Annotated in this window: 20 protein-coding genes; 11 read left to right on the top strand and 9 right to left on the bottom strand. The window is 63.6% G+C overall.

The window, feature by feature from the left end:
- Positions 1-2 precede the first annotated feature (2 nt).
- Complete coding sequence (gene panB, locus AC5I5I_RS15615) at positions 3-827, bottom strand: 3-methyl-2-oxobutanoate hydroxymethyltransferase (RefSeq protein WP_495974620.1); 825 nt, start codon at positions 825-827, stop codon at positions 3-5.
- A 224-nt stretch (positions 828-1,051) separates the two neighbouring features.
- Between panB and AC5I5I_RS15610 the strand changes: the two genes are divergently transcribed.
- Positions 1,052-2,542, top strand: a complete 1,491-nt coding sequence (locus AC5I5I_RS15610) for an amino acid permease (RefSeq protein ID WP_495974618.1) — start codon at positions 1,052-1,054, stop codon at positions 2,540-2,542.
- Here the strand turns inward: AC5I5I_RS15610 and AC5I5I_RS15605 are convergent.
- Positions 2,539-3,567 (bottom strand): AraC family transcriptional regulator, encoded by a 1,029-nt coding sequence (locus AC5I5I_RS15605; RefSeq protein ID WP_495974616.1) that lies wholly within the window; start codon positions 3,565-3,567, stop codon positions 2,539-2,541. The genes AC5I5I_RS15610 and AC5I5I_RS15605 overlap by 4 nt on opposite strands.
- A 188-nt stretch (positions 3,568-3,755) precedes the next feature.
- Between AC5I5I_RS15605 and AC5I5I_RS15600 the strand changes: the two genes are divergently transcribed.
- From AC5I5I_RS15600 to AC5I5I_RS15590, 3 genes are all read left to right on the top strand, one after another.
- Positions 3,756-5,180 carry an arylsulfatase B gene (locus tag AC5I5I_RS15600; RefSeq protein WP_495974614.1) on the top strand — a complete coding sequence of 475 codons (1,425 nt, stop codon included), beginning with the start codon at positions 3,756-3,758 and terminating at the stop codon, positions 5,178-5,180.
- Between the two features lie 181 nt (positions 5,181-5,361).
- The gene (locus AC5I5I_RS15595; protein WP_495974612.1) at positions 5,362-6,312 is read left to right on the top strand and encodes an acetamidase/formamidase family protein; all 951 of its coding nucleotides are present in this window, start codon (positions 5,362-5,364) and stop codon (positions 6,310-6,312) included.
- Between the two features lie 124 nt (positions 6,313-6,436).
- Positions 6,437-7,660 carry a sensor domain-containing diguanylate cyclase gene (locus AC5I5I_RS15590; RefSeq protein WP_495974610.1) on the top strand — a complete coding sequence of 408 codons (1,224 nt, stop codon included), beginning with the start codon at positions 6,437-6,439 and terminating at the stop codon, positions 7,658-7,660.
- Between the two features lie 29 nt (positions 7,661-7,689).
- Here AC5I5I_RS15590 and AC5I5I_RS15585 read toward each other — a convergent pair whose 3' ends face one another.
- Entirely contained in the window at positions 7,690-8,274 is a 585-nt protein-coding gene (locus tag AC5I5I_RS15585) for an NnrU family protein (RefSeq protein WP_495974608.1), read from the bottom strand.
- 308 nt (positions 8,275-8,582) lie between these two features.
- Here AC5I5I_RS15585 and AC5I5I_RS15580 point away from each other — a divergent pair, with 308 nt between their 5' ends.
- Together AC5I5I_RS15580 and AC5I5I_RS15575 are read left to right on the top strand one after the other, a co-directional pair.
- On the top strand, positions 8,583-9,545 hold the full coding sequence (locus tag AC5I5I_RS15580) for a Bug family tripartite tricarboxylate transporter substrate binding protein (RefSeq protein WP_495974606.1): 963 nt from the start codon (positions 8,583-8,585) through the stop codon (positions 9,543-9,545).
- Positions 9,546-9,682: 137 nt separating this feature from the next.
- Positions 9,683-10,690: a metal-dependent hydrolase gene (locus AC5I5I_RS15575; RefSeq protein WP_495974604.1), complete on the top strand. Its 1,008-nt coding sequence runs from the start codon at positions 9,683-9,685 to the stop codon at positions 10,688-10,690.
- A gap of 74 nt (positions 10,691-10,764) precedes the next feature.
- On the opposite strand, the gene AC5I5I_RS15570 is transcribed toward AC5I5I_RS15575, so the two are convergent.
- Entirely contained in the window at positions 10,765-11,115 is a 351-nt protein-coding gene (locus AC5I5I_RS15570; RefSeq protein WP_495974602.1) for an ArsC family reductase, read from the bottom strand.
- Positions 11,116-11,298: 183 nt separating this feature from the next.
- On the opposite strand from AC5I5I_RS15570, the gene AC5I5I_RS15565 reads away from it, so the two are divergent.
- The 5 genes from AC5I5I_RS15565 to AC5I5I_RS15545 all read left to right on the top strand — a co-directional run bounded on the left by AC5I5I_RS15565 (position 11,299) and on the right by AC5I5I_RS15545 (position 15,384).
- Positions 11,299-11,652, top strand: a complete 354-nt coding sequence (locus tag AC5I5I_RS15565; protein ID WP_495974600.1) for an ArsR/SmtB family transcription factor — start codon at positions 11,299-11,301, stop codon at positions 11,650-11,652.
- Positions 11,649-12,128, top strand: coding sequence for an SRPBCC family protein (locus AC5I5I_RS15560; RefSeq protein ID WP_495974598.1), 480 nt, complete (start codon positions 11,649-11,651; stop codon positions 12,126-12,128). The genes AC5I5I_RS15565 and AC5I5I_RS15560 overlap by 4 nt, the downstream gene beginning before the upstream one ends.
- 221 nt (positions 12,129-12,349) lie before the next feature.
- Positions 12,350-13,096, top strand: coding sequence for a GntR family transcriptional regulator (locus AC5I5I_RS15555; RefSeq protein ID WP_495974596.1), 747 nt, complete (start codon positions 12,350-12,352; stop codon positions 13,094-13,096).
- Between the two features lie 43 nt (positions 13,097-13,139).
- Entirely contained in the window at positions 13,140-14,165 is a 1,026-nt protein-coding gene (locus AC5I5I_RS15550) for a TRAP transporter substrate-binding protein (protein WP_495974594.1), read from the top strand.
- Between the two features lie 94 nt (positions 14,166-14,259).
- Positions 14,260-15,384: a hypothetical protein gene (locus tag AC5I5I_RS15545; RefSeq protein WP_495974592.1), complete on the top strand. Its 1,125-nt coding sequence runs from the start codon at positions 14,260-14,262 to the stop codon at positions 15,382-15,384.
- A 15-nt stretch (positions 15,385-15,399) separates the two neighbouring features.
- On the opposite strand, the gene AC5I5I_RS15540 is transcribed toward AC5I5I_RS15545, so the two are convergent.
- From AC5I5I_RS15540 to AC5I5I_RS15520, 5 genes are all read right to left on the bottom strand, one after another.
- Positions 15,400-16,494, bottom strand: a complete 1,095-nt coding sequence (locus tag AC5I5I_RS15540; protein ID WP_495974590.1) for a Rieske 2Fe-2S domain-containing protein — start codon at positions 16,492-16,494, stop codon at positions 15,400-15,402.
- Between the two features lie 169 nt (positions 16,495-16,663).
- Positions 16,664-17,548, bottom strand: a complete 885-nt coding sequence (locus AC5I5I_RS15535; RefSeq protein ID WP_495974588.1) for a sigma-70 family RNA polymerase sigma factor — start codon at positions 17,546-17,548, stop codon at positions 16,664-16,666.
- Positions 17,549-17,553: 5 nt separating this feature from the next.
- On the bottom strand, positions 17,554-18,012 hold the full coding sequence (locus AC5I5I_RS15530) for a carboxymuconolactone decarboxylase family protein (protein WP_495974586.1): 459 nt from the start codon (positions 18,010-18,012) through the stop codon (positions 17,554-17,556).
- Between the two features lie 167 nt (positions 18,013-18,179).
- Positions 18,180-18,647: a cytochrome P460 family protein gene (locus AC5I5I_RS15525; protein ID WP_495974791.1), complete on the bottom strand. Its 468-nt coding sequence runs from the start codon at positions 18,645-18,647 to the stop codon at positions 18,180-18,182.
- A 63-nt stretch (positions 18,648-18,710) separates the two neighbouring features.
- Positions 18,711-19,727: an alpha/beta fold hydrolase gene (locus AC5I5I_RS15520; protein ID WP_495974584.1), complete on the bottom strand. Its 1,017-nt coding sequence runs from the start codon at positions 19,725-19,727 to the stop codon at positions 18,711-18,713.
- Between the last annotated feature and the right edge of the window lie 393 nt (positions 19,728-20,120).

Genomic DNA, 20,120 nt, shown 5'->3' with positions numbered 1-20,120 from the left:
CCTTACCCCTTCTTCTTCATCCCGTAGACATGATCCGGACCGGGAAAGGCGCGGCTTCGCACCTCATCCGCATAGCCCTTGATCGCGGCTTCGATGCCGGGGCCGAGATCGCCGTAGCGCTTGACGAATTTCGGCACGCGCGGCGACAGGCCGAGCATGTCCTCCAGCACCAGCACCTGACCGTCACAGGCCGGGCTCGCGCCGATGCCGATGGTCGGGATCGCAATCTCGCTCGTGATCTTGCGCGCGAGCGGCTCCGCCACCGCCTCGATCACCACCGAGAACGCCCCCGCCTCCGCCACCGCCCTCGCATCCGCTTCGATCGGAGCCCAGTCGGCTTCCTCGCGACCCTGCGCGCGGAACGAGCCCAGCGTGTTGATCGATTGCGGCGTCATGCCGACATGCGCCATCACCGGAACACCGCGCTCGGCCAGAAAGCGGATGGTCTCGGCCATGCGCACGCCGCCTTCGAGCTTGATCGCGCCGCAGGTGGTTTCCTTCAGCACGCGTGCGCAGGAGGCGAAAGCCTGCTCCTTCGATTGTTCGTAACTGCCGAACGGCATGTCGACCACGACCAGCGACCGCTTGGACCCGCGCATCACCGCGTGACCCTGCAGGATCATCATGTCAAGCGTCACCGGAATGGTGGTCTCAAGCCCGTGCATCACCATGCCGAGCGAGTCTCCGACCAGGATCACGTCGCAATACCGATCAACGAGGCTGGCGGTATGGGCGTGATACGAGGTCAGCATCACGATCGGCTCGCCGTTCTTGCGGGCGCGAATATCCGGCGCGGTCAGGCGCCTGATCTCTTGCTGGACGGACACTGGTTGCACTCCCGGCAGGGTTGGCCCTATCGGCAGCGAGGTAGCGGATTGGACCGGAGTTGGGAAGTGTTAGCCATGCATGCAGGAGGGTGCGTCGGAGGACAGGGCTCAGCCAGAACCCATTAACGGCGGGCGGTTATAGGTTCCGCACCGGGCGCATAGGACGGCCGCAGGCGATTTCGCCGCAGCGGCCGCCTCGCATCGCTGCCGGGTGGAGTTGCCGCGTGACCGATTTTTTCGCCACGAAGTCCTTTGCCGAGCTGAAACGCGAGGCCGAGAGCACCGACCGCCGCGACGGACTGAAGCGCACGCTGTCCGCGTCGAGCCTGGTCGCGCTCGGTGTCGGCTGCATCATCGGCGCCGGCATCTTCGTCCTGACCGGCAATGCCGCCGCCACCAATGCCGGCCCAGCGGCTTCGCTGTCGTTTCTGATGAGCGCCGTCGTCTGCGCGCTGGCCGGATTGTGCTACGCCGAGATGGCGTCGAGCGTGCCGGTCGCCGGCAGCGCCTACACGTATGCCTATGCCACCCTCGGTGAACTCATCGCCTGGATCATCGGCTGGGACCTCATCCTCGAATATGCGTTCGGCGCCACCGCGGTCGCGATCGGGTGGTCCGGCTATGTCGTGAGCTTCATGCAGGACATCGGCCTGCCGATCTCACCGCGACTGGCCGCTTCGCCGCTAGCCTATGATGCGGCGACCGGACTCTGGTCCTTCACCGGCGCGCTGGTCAATCTCCCGGCCATGCTGATCATTGCCGCGATGACGGCCTTGCTCATCGTCGGCACCAGCGAATCCTCCCGCGTCAACAATATCATCGTCGCGATCAAGGTCACGATCGTGGTGCTGTTCATCGTTGCCGGCGCCTTCTATTTCGACACCGGCAACTGGGTGACGGCGGGCAATCCCGAGGGCCATTTCATTCCGCCGAACGAAGCGCCCGGCGTGTTCGGCTGGAGCGGCGTCCTGCGCGGCGCGGCGATCGTGTTCTTCGCCTATATCGGTTTCGACGCGATCTCGACCGCGGCGCAGGAGGCGACCAATCCGCGCCGCGACATGCCGATCGGCATTCTCGGATCGCTGCTGATCTGCGCAATCCTCTATGTGATGGTCAGCGCGGTGCTGACCGGGATCGTGCCCTACGACAAGCTCAACGTCGCCGACCCCATCGCCGTCGGCATCGACGCGACCGGGCTGACCTGGCTCGAGCCGCTTGTGAAGCTCGGCGCCGTGCTGGGCCTGACCTCTGCGATCCTCGTCCTGCTGCTCGGTCAGGCGCGCATCTTTTTCACCATGGCGCGCGACGGGCTGCTGCCGGCCTGGGGCGCGCGGATCCATCCGCGCTTCCGTACGCCCTATGTCAGTTCGCTGTTGATCGCGGCCATCGTCATGACGCTGGCGGGAACGTTGCCGATCAACATGGTGGCGCAACTGGTCTCCATCGGCACGCTGATGGCATTCGCCATCGTCTGCATCGGCGTGCTGGTGCTGCGGGTGCGCCAGCCCGACATGCCGCGGGCGTTCAAAGTGCCGGCGATCTGGTTCGTAGCACCCGCGGGCGCGATCACGTCGGTGGCGCTGATGCTGGGACTGCCGGGCGCGACCTGGCTGCGCCTGGTGATCTGGGGCGCGATCGGTCTTGGCGTCTACTTCCTGTATAGCTTGCGCCACAGCCGCGTGCGCGTGACAGAAGCGGCGGCCGTCCAGCGCTAGCCTCGCTCACCCAGGCGAGCGTCACCGCCGCGCCCCCGAGCCAGCGTTTCCGATGGCTTCTCGCCGAACGCATGGCGAAAATATTTCGAGAAGTGGCCAAGATTGCCGAAGCCGCATGCAAAAGCGACATCGGTCACGGACGTGGTGTCGTCGGGACGCGACAGCATCAAGCGGGCACGATGCAGCCGCACATGGCGCAGGAATTCCATCGGCGAATAGCCACGGCTGCGTCTGAATTGATGGAACAGGCTGCGCATGCTGCATTCGCACAGCGCGCTCAACGTCTCGATCGCAATCGGTCGGTGCCAGTTGGCTTCGATATGATCCTCCGCGCGGCGAACCTGCCAGGGCGCGGCCGCCGGCGGTTCGGTGTCGAGCAGGTGCGAATGATCATGGACGTTCGCGAACAGGAACATCACGATCGTTCGCTGCTCCAGTTCGGAGATGATAAGCGGAATGGCGGCGGCATTGTGCGATCGGCGCGCAAATTGCGCACCGAGTTCGCGCAGGCGCCGCGCCGCCGGAGTCCGGAAATCGGTCACGCCACTGAACCGGGGCGGCGTATCGACGCGCTGACCGGTCAAGGCAGTCAGCGTTGCGACCACGGCATCCGGATCGATCAGGAAGGCGTAATGCTCAAAGCCGGCATCGAAAACGAGTCCGATCATCGTATCGGGCGACAAGACCCCGCCAATCTTGCTGCCAACGCTATGGGCACGGCCGGCCGTCGCCTGTTCTCCCACACCGGCCACCGGAAGTCCCTGGGTGTAGAATTTCACATCGGAAAATTGTGCGCGGATGCGCGCGCCGTAGGACGCGTGCATCAGTCCGACACGTCCGAAGCGGCGGAAATTGACGCTGGCGTGAAAAGGCTGATGCGACTTGCGGTCGACCGACACGTCGAAGCTGGAATCGGCGAACAGCCGGGTGATGCCGTCGCAGAACGTATCGACCGCATCCGCGCGGATCAGCGGGAAGGCGTCCAGGGGCGCGGTGGCCGGAGCGTGGGCGACAGTTCGGCGCATGGTTCGCGGGGGCGGCGGATCGGAAGAGTGCGGCCGGACGCTAGCCGATTTGGAGCCGCAGCGCGCCGATTTCACAAGCAATTGATATGACGCAGTTTTCCTGGCTCTGCGATCGGTCCGTTGCGCAATTTGAGTAGCCGGACGCGGCCTGGTTGGATAGCCGTCGGTCAAAGGACCGGGAGAACCCCATGCAACGACCCGCTTTATGGCTTCTGACCGCAGCATCGATCGCGGCCGCACCCGTCGCGGCGTTCGCGCAGCCGGGCAGCAAGCCGAATATCGTCTATATTCTGGCCGACGATCTCGGATGGAAGGATGTCGGCTTCCACGGCTCCGACATCAGGACGCCGAATATCGACCGGCTCGCCGAGACCGGCGTCCGGCTCGAGCAATTCTACGCACAGCCGATGTGTACGCCGACCCGCGCGGCGCTGCTGACCGGCCGATATCCGATGCGATACGGACTGCAGACGCTTGTCATCCTGCCGGATCAGACCTACGGCCTGCCGACCACCGAGCGCCTGTTGCCGCAGGCGCTGAAAGAGAGCGGCTACAGCACGGCGATCGTCGGCAAATGGCATATCGGTCACGCCAAGCGTGAATATTGGCCACGACAGCGCGGCTTCGATTATCACTACGGCCCGCTGATCGGGGAGATCGACTATTTCACGCATGAAATGCACGGGCAGCGCGACTGGTACCGCAACAACCAGCCGCTGAAGGAGAAGGGCTACGTCACAACCCTGCTCGGGCAGGATGCGGTGCGGCTGATCGACAAGCACGACACGCAGAAGCCGCTCTTCATGTATCTGGCGTTCACGGCGCCGCATACGCCGTATCAGGCGCCGCAGGCTTATCTAGACAAATACAAATCGGTCGCCGATCCGCAGCGCCGCGCCTATTCGGCCATGATCACGGCGATGGACGACCAGATCGGCAATGTTGTGCAGGCGCTGGAGAAGCGCGGCATGCGCGACAACACCATCATCGTCTTCCACAGCGACAATGGCGGCACCCGCTCCGCATTGTTCGCCGGCCAGATCGAAACCAAGGGCGCGCTCCCCGCCGACAACGGCCCGTTCCGCGACGGCAAGGGATCTCTTTACGAAGGCGGCACGCGTGTCGCCGCGCTGGTGAACTGGCCTGCCCGCATCAAGCCCGGCGTCAGCAATCAGCCGATGCATGTGGTGGACTGGTTTCCGACGCTGACGGCGCTCGCCGGCGCCAAACCGGATGGCGGCTTGCCGCTGGACGGACTCGACATGTGGCCAACGCTGTCCGAAGGCAAACCGTCTCCGCGCCGGGAAGTCGTCTACAATATCGAGATGTTCCGCGGCGCGGTACGCCAGGGCGACTGGAAGCTGTTCTGGCGCACGACGCTTCCATCCAGGATCGAGCTTTACGATCTCGCCAAGGACCCGTCGGAGAAGAACAATCTGGCCGAACAGAATCCGGCTTTGGTTGCCGACCTGCAAAAGCGAATCCTCGGCTTGTCCGGCGAGATGGCGAAGTCGCTGTTCCTCACGGCGACATTCAAGGCATACCAGTCCAGGCCGGAAGCGCCGATGGCTCTGCCGAACGAGGATGCGTTCTACGAGTCCGATACGCCCTAGCGTGTGGGTCCGAGGTCGCGCCGCGAACGCGCGACCTCGGGTCAGATTGGCATCGCTCCGGCCTCGCTGCGGCGGGTTCGCCGCGATTCCTTGCGCATGCCGGCATCGCGGGTATGGTGCGTCTCCCGCGCCATTTCGTCCTTGCACACGCGATGGCGAACGCATTCCGAGAGCTGCCGCAATGACCCAGCACCGTCTCGACCCGTCGCCTGCCACTGTTCATTGGGGCCATTTCGACGCCGCGCTCAAGCCGGCGCTCACGATCGAGAGCGGCGACACCATTACGATGACATCGGTGTCCGGCTTGCCGGAGCAATTGCCGGACGCGACGAGCGGTTACACGGTGGCGCCGGCGCTGCGCGCGATCCATGCCGGCGCCGCGCGCAAGATGGGCCCGCATATCTGCACCGGACCTGTCGCAATCCGCGGCGCCAGGCCTGGCGATACGCTGGAGGTGCGGATTAAGTCGATCAGGCTCGCCGACGACTGGGGCTACAACATGATCCGGCCCGGCGCGGGCGCGCTGCCCGACGATTTCACGCGGGAACGCGTCATCCATATCGGGCTCGATGCCCAAAGGATGATGGGCCGCCTGCCCTGGGGTCTCGAACTCCCGCTGCGGCCGTTTTTCGGCGTGATGGGTGTCGCCCCTGCGCCGTCCGCGGGCACCGTCTCGTCGGTGCCGCCGGGACGCCATGGCGGCAATATCGACAACAAGGAACTGGTGCCGGGCGCGACGCTGTATCTGCCGGTGCATGTGGATGGCGCATTGTTCTCGGTCGGCGACGGACATGGCGCCCAGGGCGATGGCGAGGTCTGCCTGACCGCGATCGAGACCGGACTGACCGGGACATTCGAACTGCACCTGCACAAGGGCCCTGCGCTCGACTGGCCCTATGCGGAGACGCCGACGCATCTGATCACGATGGCCTTCGACCCCGATCTTGATGTCTGCGTGACCATCGCGCTGCGCGACATGATCGCCGCGATCTGCTTGCGCACCGGATTGTCGCGCGAGGACGCCTATACGCTCTGCAGCCTCGCCGCCGATCTGCGCATCACCCAGGTGGTCAATGGCAGCAAGGGCGTGCATGTGATGCTGGAGAAGCGCTATCTCGCGCGAGCCGCCTAGCATCCTGGCGCTTCGCCGCGAGGCGATATACCGGGCATCAACCACATCCGGACATGGTTCCTCAACGACTTCCGTCCATATTGCGGCGGTTCGCGCTGGATATCTGCCGCCGGGATTTCAGGTCATGCAGGCCGACACTGACCTCGCGGAAGACGCCCGTCTTTCCGCGCTCGCCAAATACGACATTCTCGACACGCCACCGGAAGAGGCGTTCGACCGGATCACGCGGCTGACCGCACGCATCTTCAATGTTCCGATGTCGACGGTGACATTCCTTGACGGGCATCGTCAGTGGTTCAAGGCGCGGCAGGGCGTGGACGCCTGCGAGACCGAAAAGGGACCGGCCTTCTGCAATCTGGCGGTCCAGAGCGGCGACCCGCTGATCGTCCCCGATACGCATATCGACGACCGCTTCAGCGACAATCCGTTCGTCGTCGGTCCGCCCTATCTGCGCTTCTATGCCGGCATGCAGTTGCGCACCACCGACGGGACCGCCGTCGGCACGCTGTGTGCGATGGATACGCAGCCACGTGCTTTCGGCGACGAAGACGCAAGGACCCTGTCCGATCTCGCCGCGATAGTGATGAGCGAACTCGAATTGCGCACGCTGGTGCTGCGCGATGGCATGACCGGGGCGCTGGCCCGGCAAGCCTTCCGGCAGGAAGCCGAGCGGGCCTTTTCGCTTGCCCGTCGCCACGCGCATTCGCTGAGCTGCATCGTTTTCGATCTCGACCATTTCAAAGCGGTCAATGACGAGAATGGTCATGCCGTCGGCGATCTGGTGCTCAAGGCTTGCGTCGAGGTCTGCCATCAGCAACTGCGCACCAGCGATCTGGTTGGCCGGATGGGCGGCGAGGAATTCGCGATCGTGTTGCCGCATGTCGCGGGCGACGCGGCGATGAACGTGGCGCAGAAGATTCGTGCTGCCATCGGACAGATATTCGTTCCGGGCAAGTTCAGTCCGGTGCGGTTCACCGCGAGTTTCGGTGTCGCATCGATCGACGGCACGGTCCGCGACATTGCCGAACTGCTCGAACATGCCGACCAGGCGCTTTACGCGGCAAAAGCGGCCGGTCGCAACACCTGCTCGCTCTGGAAGACGCCGGACGCCGCCCCGCCTAACCTGCTGCGGCGGGTCTTCAAGGCCGGGCGGATCAGTTTCAATGCCGGCCACTCGACCATCGACTGCACCGTGCGTGGTCTGTCCGATACCGGCGCAAGCCTCGACGTCGCCAGCACCGCCGGCATTCCGCAGCGTTTCAAGCTGCAGATCGGCGCCGACAATTTCTCCCGGGCATGCACCGTCACCAATGCCCGCGAAAAGAACGTGCAGGTTCAGTTCGCGTAAGGGTACGACGTCTTCCGGATAGATCGCGTCTAACGGGGAATCACCGGCACACCGATCACGTCCGGGTGGAACCAGAAGATCACCGCCGCATAGGCGACCGTGCCGACCACGAGCACCGCCACATCGCCCGTCCAGCCGCCCGTCCTGACATTGGGCGCAGCGGGATCGGTGCGGCGCTTCACCGCGATGCGGTCGAAAACCGCCCAGGCGAGAAACGAACCGAACAGGATGATCGATCCGAGGTCGCCGTTCGACATCAGATGCGCGACGGCCCAGAGCTTCACGCCGACCAGCATGGGGTGCTTCAGCACGCGCTTGATATTGCCGGGGATGTAGGCGGCGACGACGCAGACAAGCGCCACCCAGTTCAGCAACAGCGCGAGATGCCTCGTCCAGACCGGCGGATACCAGAGATCGATCCATCCGCCGGCGCGATAGCGCGCAAAACCATATGCGATCAGCACGATACCGATCACGGAAATCACCGAGAACGCGATCTTGTAGGGTGCCTCGCCGATCCGCGCGATCAGCCGCGCCCGCGCTTCTCGCCGGGTGACGAACACATGCGGTGCGAAAAACACGATCAGTCCGAGGATGAGAAGAGTGAGACCCATGGGACGCCCGGTGGAGGTGCCAATCTGGAACGCTTCCACTTAAGGCCAGCCGGACGCCGCTTGCAAGTCCGCGCATACCGCGGAAGCAGAGGCGACTCATGGATGCGCCTTGGGGATACGCTTTGGGGATGCGAGGCCTGGGAAGACACTTTGGCCGGATGAAAGTCCATTCCCATTGCGCCGCGGCATTCCAAGGGTAAAACGTCTTGCAGAAACAATCGGTGGGCTGGATAGATATCGTCCGGCCGATTTGGCACCGGGACAATAGCTGCGGGGAAAAGCCGCGCCTTGCCGGGAAAGGGAAGCTCATGACGCGTACAGCTCTGGCCCTCGCTGCCATCCTTGCGGCCTTCGCGCCCGCGCAGGCCCAGGACTGGCCGGCCAAGACAGTGCGAATCGTCGTGCCGTTCGGTCCCGGATCCACGCCCGATATCGTGGCCCGGCTCCTCAGCGAGCAATTGCAGGCCAAATATCCCGGCTCTGCCTTTGTGATCGAGAACAAGACCGGCGCGGGCGGCAATACCGGGACCGACGCGGTCGCGAAGGCCGCGCCGGACGGCACGACCATCGGCGTCTCGATCGGCGGACCGCTCGCGATCAACACGCTGCTGTTTTCCAAATTGCCCTACGACCCGCAGAAGGACATCGCGCCGGTGACGCAGCTCGTCACCATGCCGAGCGCACTGGCGGTACATCCCGATCTTGGCGTCAAGACCGTGGCGGATCTGATCGCGCTCCTGAAGAAGGAACCGGGCAAATACAATTTCGGCTCGATCGGAAACGGTTCGCTCTCGCACCTGACGATGGAAGCGATCGCTCAGAAGAGCGGCGCCAAGATGGTTCATATCCCCTACGCGTCATCGCCCGCGGCGATGACCGCGCTGGTGCGCGGCGACGTGCACATGGCGGTACTTCCGGCCATCGCCGTGACGCCGCAAGCCGATGTCGGCAAGGTCAACATCCTCGCGGTCTCGCTGCCGAAGCGCTCACCCTATCTGTCCAACATTCCGACGCTGAAGGAATCGGGCGTCGACGTCGAAGCCGACACCTGGATGGGTCTGATCGCACCCGGCGGCACACCGCCCACGCTGATCGCCGCGATCAACAAGGACGTCACCGAAGCGCTCGGGACGCGCGCCGTCCGCGACAAGCTTGCCACCCAATACATGGAACCGGTCGGCAATTCGCCGGCCGAATTCCGTGCGGTGATCGATGGCGAGATCACCCGCTGGTCCCCGGTTATCAAGGCCGGCGACGTGAAGATCAACTAACCGGTATCGCGTACCCGACCTGTCTTGCGATCGGGCGAACGACCGCCAATATGCTGTCCGCACTGGCCATCTGCGGCGTTGCCGCCTGCCCGGACAGTCCAGTGCCCCGTGAACTGTCCCCGCGGCGCTGAGACTCAATGGATTCGCTCTCTCAATTTGCGCTCGGCGCCGCCATCGGTGTTGCGGTCATGCATCGCCGGACCCGGCCGTGGAAGGCCGCGCTAATCGGCGGGCTCGTCGCCACCCTGCCCGATCTCGACGCCTTCTACGATCACGGCGATCCGGTCTCGAATGTGACACTGCATCGCGCCAACAGCCATGCGCTGTTCTGGCTGACGCTGGCCTCGCCGGTGATCGCCTTCATCGCCGCGGTGGCGTCGCGCGAGCGTGAAAATTACATGCGCTGGTGGCTGGCGGTCTGGCTGGCGCTGGTGACGCATCCGATCCTCGACTGGTTCACGGTCTACGGCACGCAGATCCTGCGGCCGTTCACCGACTTCCCCTATGCGGTCGGCAGCATCTTCATCATCGATCCGCTCTATACGCTGCCGCTGCTGATCGGGATCGCGGCCGCGTTGATGTTACGCAACGAACGCGGCTGGCGCTGGAATATCGCGGGACTCGTGCTGAGCACGCTTTATCTCGGCTGGGGCGTGTTCGCGCAGGCGCAGGTGACAGCGATCGCCGAAGCGTCGCTGCGCGCCGACGGGAAAAAGGTCGAGCGCCTGCTGGTCACCCCGACTCCGTTCAACACGGTGCTATGGCGCGTGGTCGCGGTGACGCCGGACGGCTATCTCGAAGGTTTCCGCTCGTTCCTTGACCGCGATCCGCACATGACGTTCGAGGCTTATCCACGTGGCGAAAAACTGTATGACGCTGTGCGCGATTATCCTTCGGTCGCAAGGATCGCGTGGTTCACGCAAGGGCTATTCAAGGTCGGCGAACGCGACGGCAAGGTGATCGTCTCCGACCTGCGCATGGGTCAGGAGCCATATTACAGTTTCAACTTCGTGGTCGGACAGCGGCAGAGCCCGACCATCGCCGCTATTGCACCGGCGCGCTTCCGCGAACAGCATGACGTGCGGAGCGGATTGTCATGGTTGTGGCGGCGGATGTGGGGAGAGACGATTCCGTCGCCGAAGTAAGGGTGGCGGCCGGCGCGTCGAGTGCAGCGAAACGCGAGACTGTCGGCCCCGAATTTCGTTTCGCTTAATTCAGGCTACTTCCCGAACGCCGCCTTGTAGTCATCGGGCTTGAACCCGACCAGCAAGGCCTTGCCGGTTTCAAGCACCGGCCGCTTGATCATCGACGGCTGCTCCAGCATCAGCTTGATCGCCTTGGCCCCGGTCAAGCCTTCCTTGTCGGTGTCCGGCAACTTGCGGAAGGTCGTTCCGGCGCGGTTGAGCAGCGTCTCCCAGCCGACCGCCTTGCTCCAGCGCTCGAGATGCGCCTTGTCGATGCCCGCGCTCTTGTAGTCATGGAACACATACTCGACGCCGGCCTTGTCGAGCCAGGCCCGCGCCTTCTTCATCGTGTCGCAATTCTTGATGCCATAGATCGTAACGGTCATGCGGAAGCTCCCTCGCCGCAATTGTCTATCACGCCGCCGGCCTCCGCCCGAACAAGACGATGCGGCGCCTGTGTGGACAACATGCGGGCACATTCAATAGTTAGGCGTTGACCTAACTATTTTCGGCCGCTATGACCTCCGGCGTCATTGCGAACCCGCCGCCCAACCGAGCATTGAACGCTCATGCCATCTTCGCTCGCGACCTCCGATGCACCCCCGGTGGACAATGTGTTCCGAGCATTATCCGACCCCACGCGCCGGCATGTCCTGGAGCGGCTGAGCCGCAGTTCCGCTTCGGTCAGCGAATTGGCCGAGCCGTTCGAAATGGCGCTGCCCTCCTTTTTGCAGCACCTGCGCATCCTCGAGGAATCCGGCCTCGTCAAATCCCACAAGACAGGACGGGTCCGGACCTACGAACTCTCGCCGAAGCGGCTGAAACTCGCGGAAGACTGGCTCTCGCGCCAGCGCAGCCTGTGGGAGCGGCGCCTCGATCAACTCGACGCCTATCTGCTCAACATAAAGGAGAAAGAGAAGTGAGTGCCCTGATAAAGCCCGACCCGAAACTCGACCTTGTCCTCGAGCGGGTCGTCGACGTGCCGCGCGAACTGGTCTGGAAAGCGTGGACCACGCCGGAGCATCTCAAGCACTGGTTCTGTCCGAAGCCATGGTCGGTGACCGAATGCGAGATCGACCTGCGCCGTGGCGGCATTTTCCGCACCGTCATGCGCTCGCCCGAAGGCGAGGAGTTTCCGAATGTCGGGTGTTATCTCGACATCATCCCGAACGAATTGCTGGTGTTCACCGACGCCCTGCTGCCGGGCTATCGGCCGTCCGAAAAGCCGTTCTTCACCGCGACCCTGCAATTGTTCGAACAGGGCAAGGGCACGCGCTATGTCGCGACCGCGATTCATCGCGACCCGGACGGCCGCAAGCAGCACGAGGACATGGGATTCCATGACGGTTGGGGCACGGTCGTCGACCAGATGGTGGCGTATATCAAAACGTCGATGTAGGCGCCTCAAAGCCACGAGCTCGGCACGCCACCGAATCCGGCTCTAAAGGGCCGGATTTTTCGTTCGTTCGCCCAAACCGCGCCGGTCATGACCGGGTGGGCTGCATACAATCGCAGCCACGCCGCGAGGTCGCACCATCGCTACTACGGCCGCTTTGCAGTTGACATCGCCAAGGATTGTATACAGCCTGCGCAACAGGAAACGTCCAAACAAATCAATCAATGGAAGCGCCCTCCTCGCAAAATCTGACCGCGTTGCTGAAGTTGCGCGAGCTGATCCTGAGCGGCGACGTCAAGGCCGGCGAGCGGCTGTCGGAGCTTGCGCTGGTCGAACGCCTCGGCGTATCGCGCACTCCCATCCGCACCGCGATGATGCGCCTCGAACAGGAGGGCCTGACGCATTCGATCCCGACCGGGGGGTTTGCGGTCTCGGCTTTCAGCGAACAGGACATCCATGCCGCGATCGAGATCCGCGGCACGCTCGAGGGCCTGGCCGCCCGCCTCGCCGGCGAGCGCCGCCTGGCGCCAGCCGACCTGACCGCGCTGAAGGATTGTCTTGCCGCACTCGACGAACTCGTGCTTGGGCGCGGCGTAACCTCCGACAATTTCTCCCACTATGTCGCGCTGAACGAGCGCTTCCACCAACTGGTGATCGATCTCGCCGACAGCGCGGTGCTGAAGCGGCAGATCACGCGCGCGGTCTCGCTCCCATTCGCGTCGGCCTCGGCATTCGTCAACGTACAGGCGAGACTGCCAGAAACGCTGATCCTGTTTACGGTGGCGCAGGATCATCACCGCTGCATCGCCCGCGCGATCGAGGACGGCGAAGGCGAGCGCGCCGAATTTCTGATGCGCGAACATGCGCGGCTGGCGCGCCGGAACCTCGAGCTCGCGTTGCGAAACCACCTGACCCGTGACCTCGTGCCCGGGTCGCCGCTCATTCGATTCAAGACCAAGGTTGCTGTATGAGTGCCTTCCCACTTCAACGAAAACAACATCGGAGGAATGCGATATGAGGAATGCGTTATTGTGTTTGACGGCACTGTCGGTGATCGGCCTCGCCACTGTGCCTGCCGCGGCCCAGGACAAGCCGGTCGAAATGCGCTTCTCGCACTGGGTGCCTCCGCAGCATCCGATGCATGCCGCGGCGGTCGCCTGGGCAGAATCAATCAGCAAGGCGTCGAACGGAACGATCAAGGTCACGATCTATCCGTCGCAGCAGCTCGGCAAGGCCTTCGACCATTACAACATGGCGCGCGACGGCATTGTCGATATCTCCCATGTGAATCCTGGCTATGAGCCCGGCCGTTTCCCGATCGTCGCAGCGGTCGAACTGCCCTTCATCTTCAATAATTCGAAGGAAGGCAGCGCTGCGATGGACGAGTGGTATCGCAAATATGCCGACAAGGAGATGAAGGACGTCAAATACTGTCTGATGTTCGCGCACGACCCCGGCACCTTCCACTTCACCAAGAAGAAGGTGCAGGTCCCGACCGACATGAACGGCATGAAATTCCGCCCCGCCAACGCGGTAATCGCCAACTGGATGCGTTCGCTCGGCGCCAGCAACGTGCAGGCCTCGGCGCCGGAAATCCGCGACGTGCTGGACAAGGGCGTGGCGGAAGGCGCGGGCGCGCCGTGGGGCTCGGTCCTGCTGTTCGGCATCGACAAGGTGACGAAGTATCACATCGATGCGCCGATCTACGTCTCCGAACAGGTCTGGGTGCTGAACCCGGCAACCTATGCCAAGCTCTCTCCCGCCCAGAAGAAGGTGATGGACGATCATTGCTCCAGCGACTGGGCGCTGAAGATCGCTACCCCCTGGGCGGATTATGAGTCGGGCGGCAACGCGAAGATCAAGGCGCTGCCCGGCCACGAGGTCTATCCGCTCACTCCCGAGCAACTCGCCGAATGGCGCAAATCGGCCGAGCCGATTGTCGCCAACTGGGAAGCCGACGTGAAGAAGACCGGCCAGGATCCGAAGGCCGTGCTCGACGACCTGAAGGCGACCGTCAAGAAGCGCAATTCGGCCTACTAGACTATTGGCAAGGCGACGAGGCGCGGCAAAATCGCCGCGCCTCTTTTTTCTCCCTCCCGGACTTACCGTCCAAGAAACCTCAACAGGCAAGACAATGAAGCGTAGCGAAAACCGCATCCTGACCACGCATGTGGGCAGCCTCGTCCGATCGCAGGCCGCGATCGACGCCGTCAGAAATCACGACCAGAAGAAACTCGAGGCGGAGGTGACGGACATCGTTGCGCGTCAGGCCAAGGCTGGCATCGACGTGGTCAATGACGGCGAATACGGCAAGTCGGGCTGGGCGAATTACATACTCGCGCGTCTGAGCGGTTTCGAGTCCCGCCCCGACAAGATGTATGAAGCGGTTTGGGTCGGCCGCGACCGCATCCGCTTCAGCGAATTCATGAAGGAGCAGTTCCCGCGCGCCGTGACCGGATCTCCCGGGCACGCTTGCGTCGGGCCCATCACCTATACCGGGCAGGATGCGATCCGCGGCAACATCGCGGCACTCAAGGCCGCTCTCGACAAGACCAAGGTCGAAGACGTGTTCTTCACCGCCGTCGCGCCGGCAAGCGTCGGCTACGATGCCGAGAACGAGTATTACAAGAACGAAGAGGACTACGTTTTCGCGATCGCCAACGCGTTGCGCGAGGAATATCTCGAAATCATCAAGGCCGGCTTTGTGCTGCAGGTCGACGACGCGGTGCTCGCCAACATGTTCGACCATCTTACCCAGGACGATCCGAAAAAATACTACGCCTGGGCCGAATTGCGGGTCGCCGCACTGAACCAGGCGCTGGAAGGCATTCCCGAGGATCGCATCCGCTATCATATCTGCTTCGGCAGCTGGCATGTGCCGCATGTCGCCGACGCCAAGCTATCCGACATCGCCGACCTGATGTTGTCGGTGAAGGCCGGCGCCTATTCGATCGAGGCCGCCAATGTGCGCCACGAGCACGAATGGAAGCTGTGGAAGACCAAGAAGCTGCCGGCCGGCAAGATCCTGATCCCGGGCGTGATCACCCATCACACCACGACGGTGGAGCATCCCGAGCTGGTCGCCGAGCGCATCATCAATTTCGCCGGCGCGATCGGCAAGGAGAACCTGATTGCCGGAACGGATTGCGGCTTCGCGCAGGGCGAGACCACGCAGCGCGTGCATCCGCAGGTGATGTGGGCGAAATTCGAAAGCCTCGCCGAAGGTGCGAAACTCGCGAGCAAGCAGCTCTGGGGTTAAGCCGAAGGGTGCGCGTCAGCCGGCACGATGCCGGTCGGCGTGCGCCTTGCGGCCGCCGCGTTCGAGTTTTTCCGCCGGGATCGTCTGCAGCAATCGCTCCGACAATTCGATCGAGCGGCGGGCCAGTTCCGCCGCGCCCTCGTGCAGGTCCTTTGAATTCCTGACATCGCGGACATTATTCTCCATGTCCTCGGCCGACCAGCCGCGGCTGTGCGCGATGTAGGGAAATTGCGGGAATTGAAAGCCAAGCTCGGCGAAGAAACCGAGCATCTGCCCGGCGACGCCCTGCACATTGTCCTGCCCGCCGACGATGATGAAGGCCGCAACCTTGTTGCGGATCATCACGCGATTATGGGTGGTGACCTGGTTTTGGATGCAGTTCAGCCGCTCCGCCATCTTGAAATAGAGCGAACTCGCCTGCCCCCAGCGGATCGGCGTTCCCACGATAATGACATCGGCCCAGTGTACCAGTGCCTCGTAGACCGGCGTCAGTTCGTCCTTCGGGTGCATCTGGGTGATCGAGCATGGCCAGGTGCAGGCGCGCGCCGCTTTGGAATAATAGCCTTCGCAGGCATGAAACTTCAGCTCGTTGAGCTTGATGAGCTGCGTCTCACAGCCCCGCTCCGCCGCTGCCGCCAGCGACGACGCCAGCAAATCGTCGGACCCCGAATAGCGCGGCGCCTTCGAATCCATGGCCGTAGTCGAAATGCCGGCGACCCGCACCGGCCCGTCGGCGCGAACGATCGACCGCGCCAGCGGATGCGGTTTATGCGGGGCACGATGGCGCTGAGTGCCGGCCGTCACGTTGACGAGGACACGCCCGGCCTCGACCTTGACCGGATAGGACGGTACGCGATCGTCCTCGAAGCCCGGCTCGCCCAAGCCGGTGACCCTATGGAATTTCCATTGATGCCACGGACAGACCACATAATCGCTGTCGAGCGTCCCCTCGCCGAGCGGACCGCCGACATGATTGCAGGCGTTATGAATGGCCCCGAATTGTCCGCCCTTGCAGGACAGCGCAATCTCGATCGTGCCGGCCTTGTGCCGCTGAAGCGGTTGCGCGGATAACGTTGCGGCGTCGCCGATATCGATCCACTCGTCATTCATCCGCGCGCCGCTCCCGAATCTGCCGCTGGTCGCTTCAGCCGGTGGGCAGTCTTGCAAGACCGGGACAGACGCGCAAATCAAAAGCCACTGATGAGCTGCGGACGAATTACCGCGCCCGTTCAGGCGCGCGCAATGGCGGGCGGACAGGTTTCATCGCTGGCTCCCTCCCTCAGTGCAGCGCCTCGCGCGCCAGATGGCGCAGCTTGTCCGGATTGCGCATGACATAGATCGCGGTGATCTTGCCGTTGTCGATTTGAAGCGCCGTGGTCTGCAAGGTGTCGCCCGCCTCGCGCGTGACGAAACCCGGCAGCCCGTTGATGACGCCATATTCGAGCAGTTGCGACATCTCCCGCGCAAAGGCGCGGGCCAGCGCGGTGTGCAGCTTCATGACGTCATCAAGTCCGGTAAGCGGGCGCAGCGCGGCCCGCTTCTTGCCGCCGCCGTCGGAGTAAATCACGACATCGTCGGCCAGCATCGATTGCAGCGTCTTCATGTCGCCCGAGCGTGAGGCGGCAAAGAAAGCGCTGGCGATCTCAAGCCCGCGCTCCTTCGGCATGGCGAAGCGGGGCCGCGCAGACCGCACATGCAGGCGCGCGCGGGTCGCGAGCTGACGGCAAGTCGCCGGCTCGCGACCGATGGTTTCGGCAACGTCCTTGAAACTCGCGCCGAACACATCGTGGAGGAGAAACGCAGCACGCTCGAGCGGCGACAATCGCTCCAGGGCAAGCAGCAGCGGCAAGGTCACGTCGTCGGCAGCATCCTCCTCGCTCTCGACCACGGGGTCCGGCAGCCACGGCCCGATATAGCTTTCGCGGCGGTGGCGGGCCGACTTCAACTGATCGAGACACAGACGCGTCACCACGCGCCGCAGAAAGGCCGCCGGCTCACGCACCTGCTCGCGATCGGTGTTGAGCCAGCGCAGAAACGCCTCCTGCACGATGTCCTCGGCGTCCGCGACCGAACCCAGCATCCGGTACGCGACGCGGATCAGCACGGGACGCAGCGGGTCGAATTGCGCGATCGCATCGGCGGCTTCGGATTTCGGTCGCGACATGGCGATCAGGCGGTGTCGCGCTGCTTGACCGGATGGATGGCGCGGAAGCCGACCTGAATCCGGTTCCAGCCATTGATTGCGACCACCAGCAGCGTGAGCTTCACCTGCTCCTCCTCCGAAAATTGCGCGCGCAAGGCATCATAGACGGCATCGTCGACGGGCGCCTGGGCGACGCGGGTGAGTGCCTCGGTCCAGGCCAACGCGGCCCTTTCCCGCTCGTTATAAAGCGGAGATTCCCGCCAGGCATCCAGCAGATAGAGCCGCTCTTCGGTCTCGCCTTTCTTCCGTGCCTCGGCGGTATGCATATGCAGGCAATAGCCGCAGCCATTGATCTGCGAGGCCCGGATCTTGACGAGTTCCATCAGGCTCGGCTCGAGTCCGCTCTTCAGGTGTTCCTGGCTCCAGTCGAGCCAGGCCTTCATCGGTGCAGGCGCGGCGGCGAAGGCGTTCAGTCGGGGTTGCATGGGGTCAGCTCCATCGGTTGATCTGATGGCATGACGAGCCGGACCGCGCAGATGTGACATGCCTTGTGATCTTTTTTTCCCAAACACCTGTCAGGCGTCCAACGTCACCCCGCCTCGACAGGGCTGATGGTCCGCGTTGCAGCCGCAACAGCAGCGCTATCGCTGGGCTACGGCGCGTAGCGGGTGAAAACGTAATCGTGGTCCTTCGGCGCTCGCGCGTCGTGGCAGGCGAAGCAGGTCTTATGCTGTGCCTCGTCGGCCGGCTCGCCGCCCGTGAAGCGGCCGAAACCCCAGCCGCCGGTGGACGCAAATCTTTTAGAGTCCTTGACCATGATCTGGATCGTCGTCGCTGCCCCGGGAATGGACGCGGACTTGAAGTCCGACGACCGCTCCTGCTTCCAGGCCAGCTTGACCAGGATGGTCCCATCCGGAAACGGGATCGTGCCCTCGCGATAAGCCCTGATCGCGACCGCATTGCCGAGCACGGCGCGCAATTCATTCAGCGGCTCGCCCTCCTGGGCCGGCGCGATCAACTCCCTTTGCCGGTAGCTGTCCGGAACCGTGACACCGAAAATCGGTGACGCGGGCCGCGCGCCGGCCCCGCTATCGGCAGGCGACAGCGAAAGGATCGTCAGCGCGGCGGCGGCGCCGGCCGCCAGCGCCAATGCTGTGGTGCGCGACACTCTGACCTCCCGGCATCAGGCGCGATCGACATCGATCACGGCATCGGCAAAAGCGCGCGGCGCTTCCTGCGGCAGATTGTGGCCGACCCCGCCATCGATTACCCGGTGCAGGTAGGGGCCGAAGAACTTCGCGGCATAGGTCGAGGCGTCCGGATGCGGCGCGCCGTTGGCATCGCCTTCAAGCGTGATGGTCGGCACGGAAATGACCGGAAAAGCACTGAGGCGCTTTTCCAGATCGTCGTATTGCGCCTCACCCTCCGCCAGGCCAAGCCGCCAGCGATAATTGTGGATCACGATCGCGACGTGATCGGGATTGTCGAAGGCAGCGGCGCTGCGGGCGAAGGTCGCTTCGTCGAATCGCCACTCGGGTGACGCCAGCCGCCAGATCAGCTTTGCGAAATCGCGCCGATATTTGTCATAGCCGGCGCGTCCGCGCTCGGTGGCGAAGTAATATTGGTACCACCATTCGAGTTCGGCCTTCGGCGGCAGCGGCATCGCGTTGGCCGCCTGGCTTCCAATCAGATAGCCGCTCACCGATACCAGCCCCGTGCAGCGCTGCGGCCATAGCGCGGCGACAATGTCGGCGGTGCGCGCACCCCAGTCATATCCTGCGATGATGGCCTTCCCGATCCGGAGCGCATCCATCAGCGCGATGACGTCGACGGCGAGAGCGGCCTGCTGACCGTTGCGTAACGTCGCCTCCGACAGGAAACGCGTCGAGCCGTAGCCGCGCAGATACGGCACGATCACGCGGTATCCGGCCTGAGCCAGCAACGGCACCACATCGACATAGCTGTAGATGTCGTAGGGCCAGCCATGCAGCAGAATGACCGCCGGTCCATCGGCGGGGCCGTCTTCCGCGTAGCCAACATCCAGGACGCCGGCCCGGATCTGCTTCAGGGCGCGGAAGGACGTCGCGGCCCCCGGCGTCGCGGGGCGTGCCGGATTGTCCTGTGCATGTGAGAAACGTGCGAGTAACGCGGCGGCCATGCCGCCTGCAAGTGCTGCAGAAACGTTACGACGGCTGAGCATCTGGAACCTCCCGATTGTTTTTCGGCGGCGCTTGGTGGCGCGACGTTCAGCTAACCTCCGTACGATCGCGCCGGCAGCGTCATTCCCTGCCCTCTCTTGTGCGATCTTGCGGTGATGCGCACAGGTGCCCCCTGCCCACGTTCATTGCCGACTTTTCAGGCTTCGGCGCGCCGCCCGCTCCTGCTAGACTTCGCCTGCGAGTAGAAGCGGTCAGGGCCCAAGCGCCCGGGACATTGCTCGGCAAGGATCGATTTTATCGTTCTGGAGCCGCGCGAAAGATGCTTCATCTGAGTCTATCCGCATCCTTGGTCCGGGTTTCACCTTTGCGCGTCGAGCGCTTCGGCGTGCCCGGATTACGGCTTCGGTGCGGCTCAGAAATTGGGCAGCGCATGC

The sequence above is a fragment of the Pseudorhodoplanes sp. genome (assembly GCF_059499825.1).
This window is presented reverse-complemented; position numbering and strand designations above follow the sequence as displayed.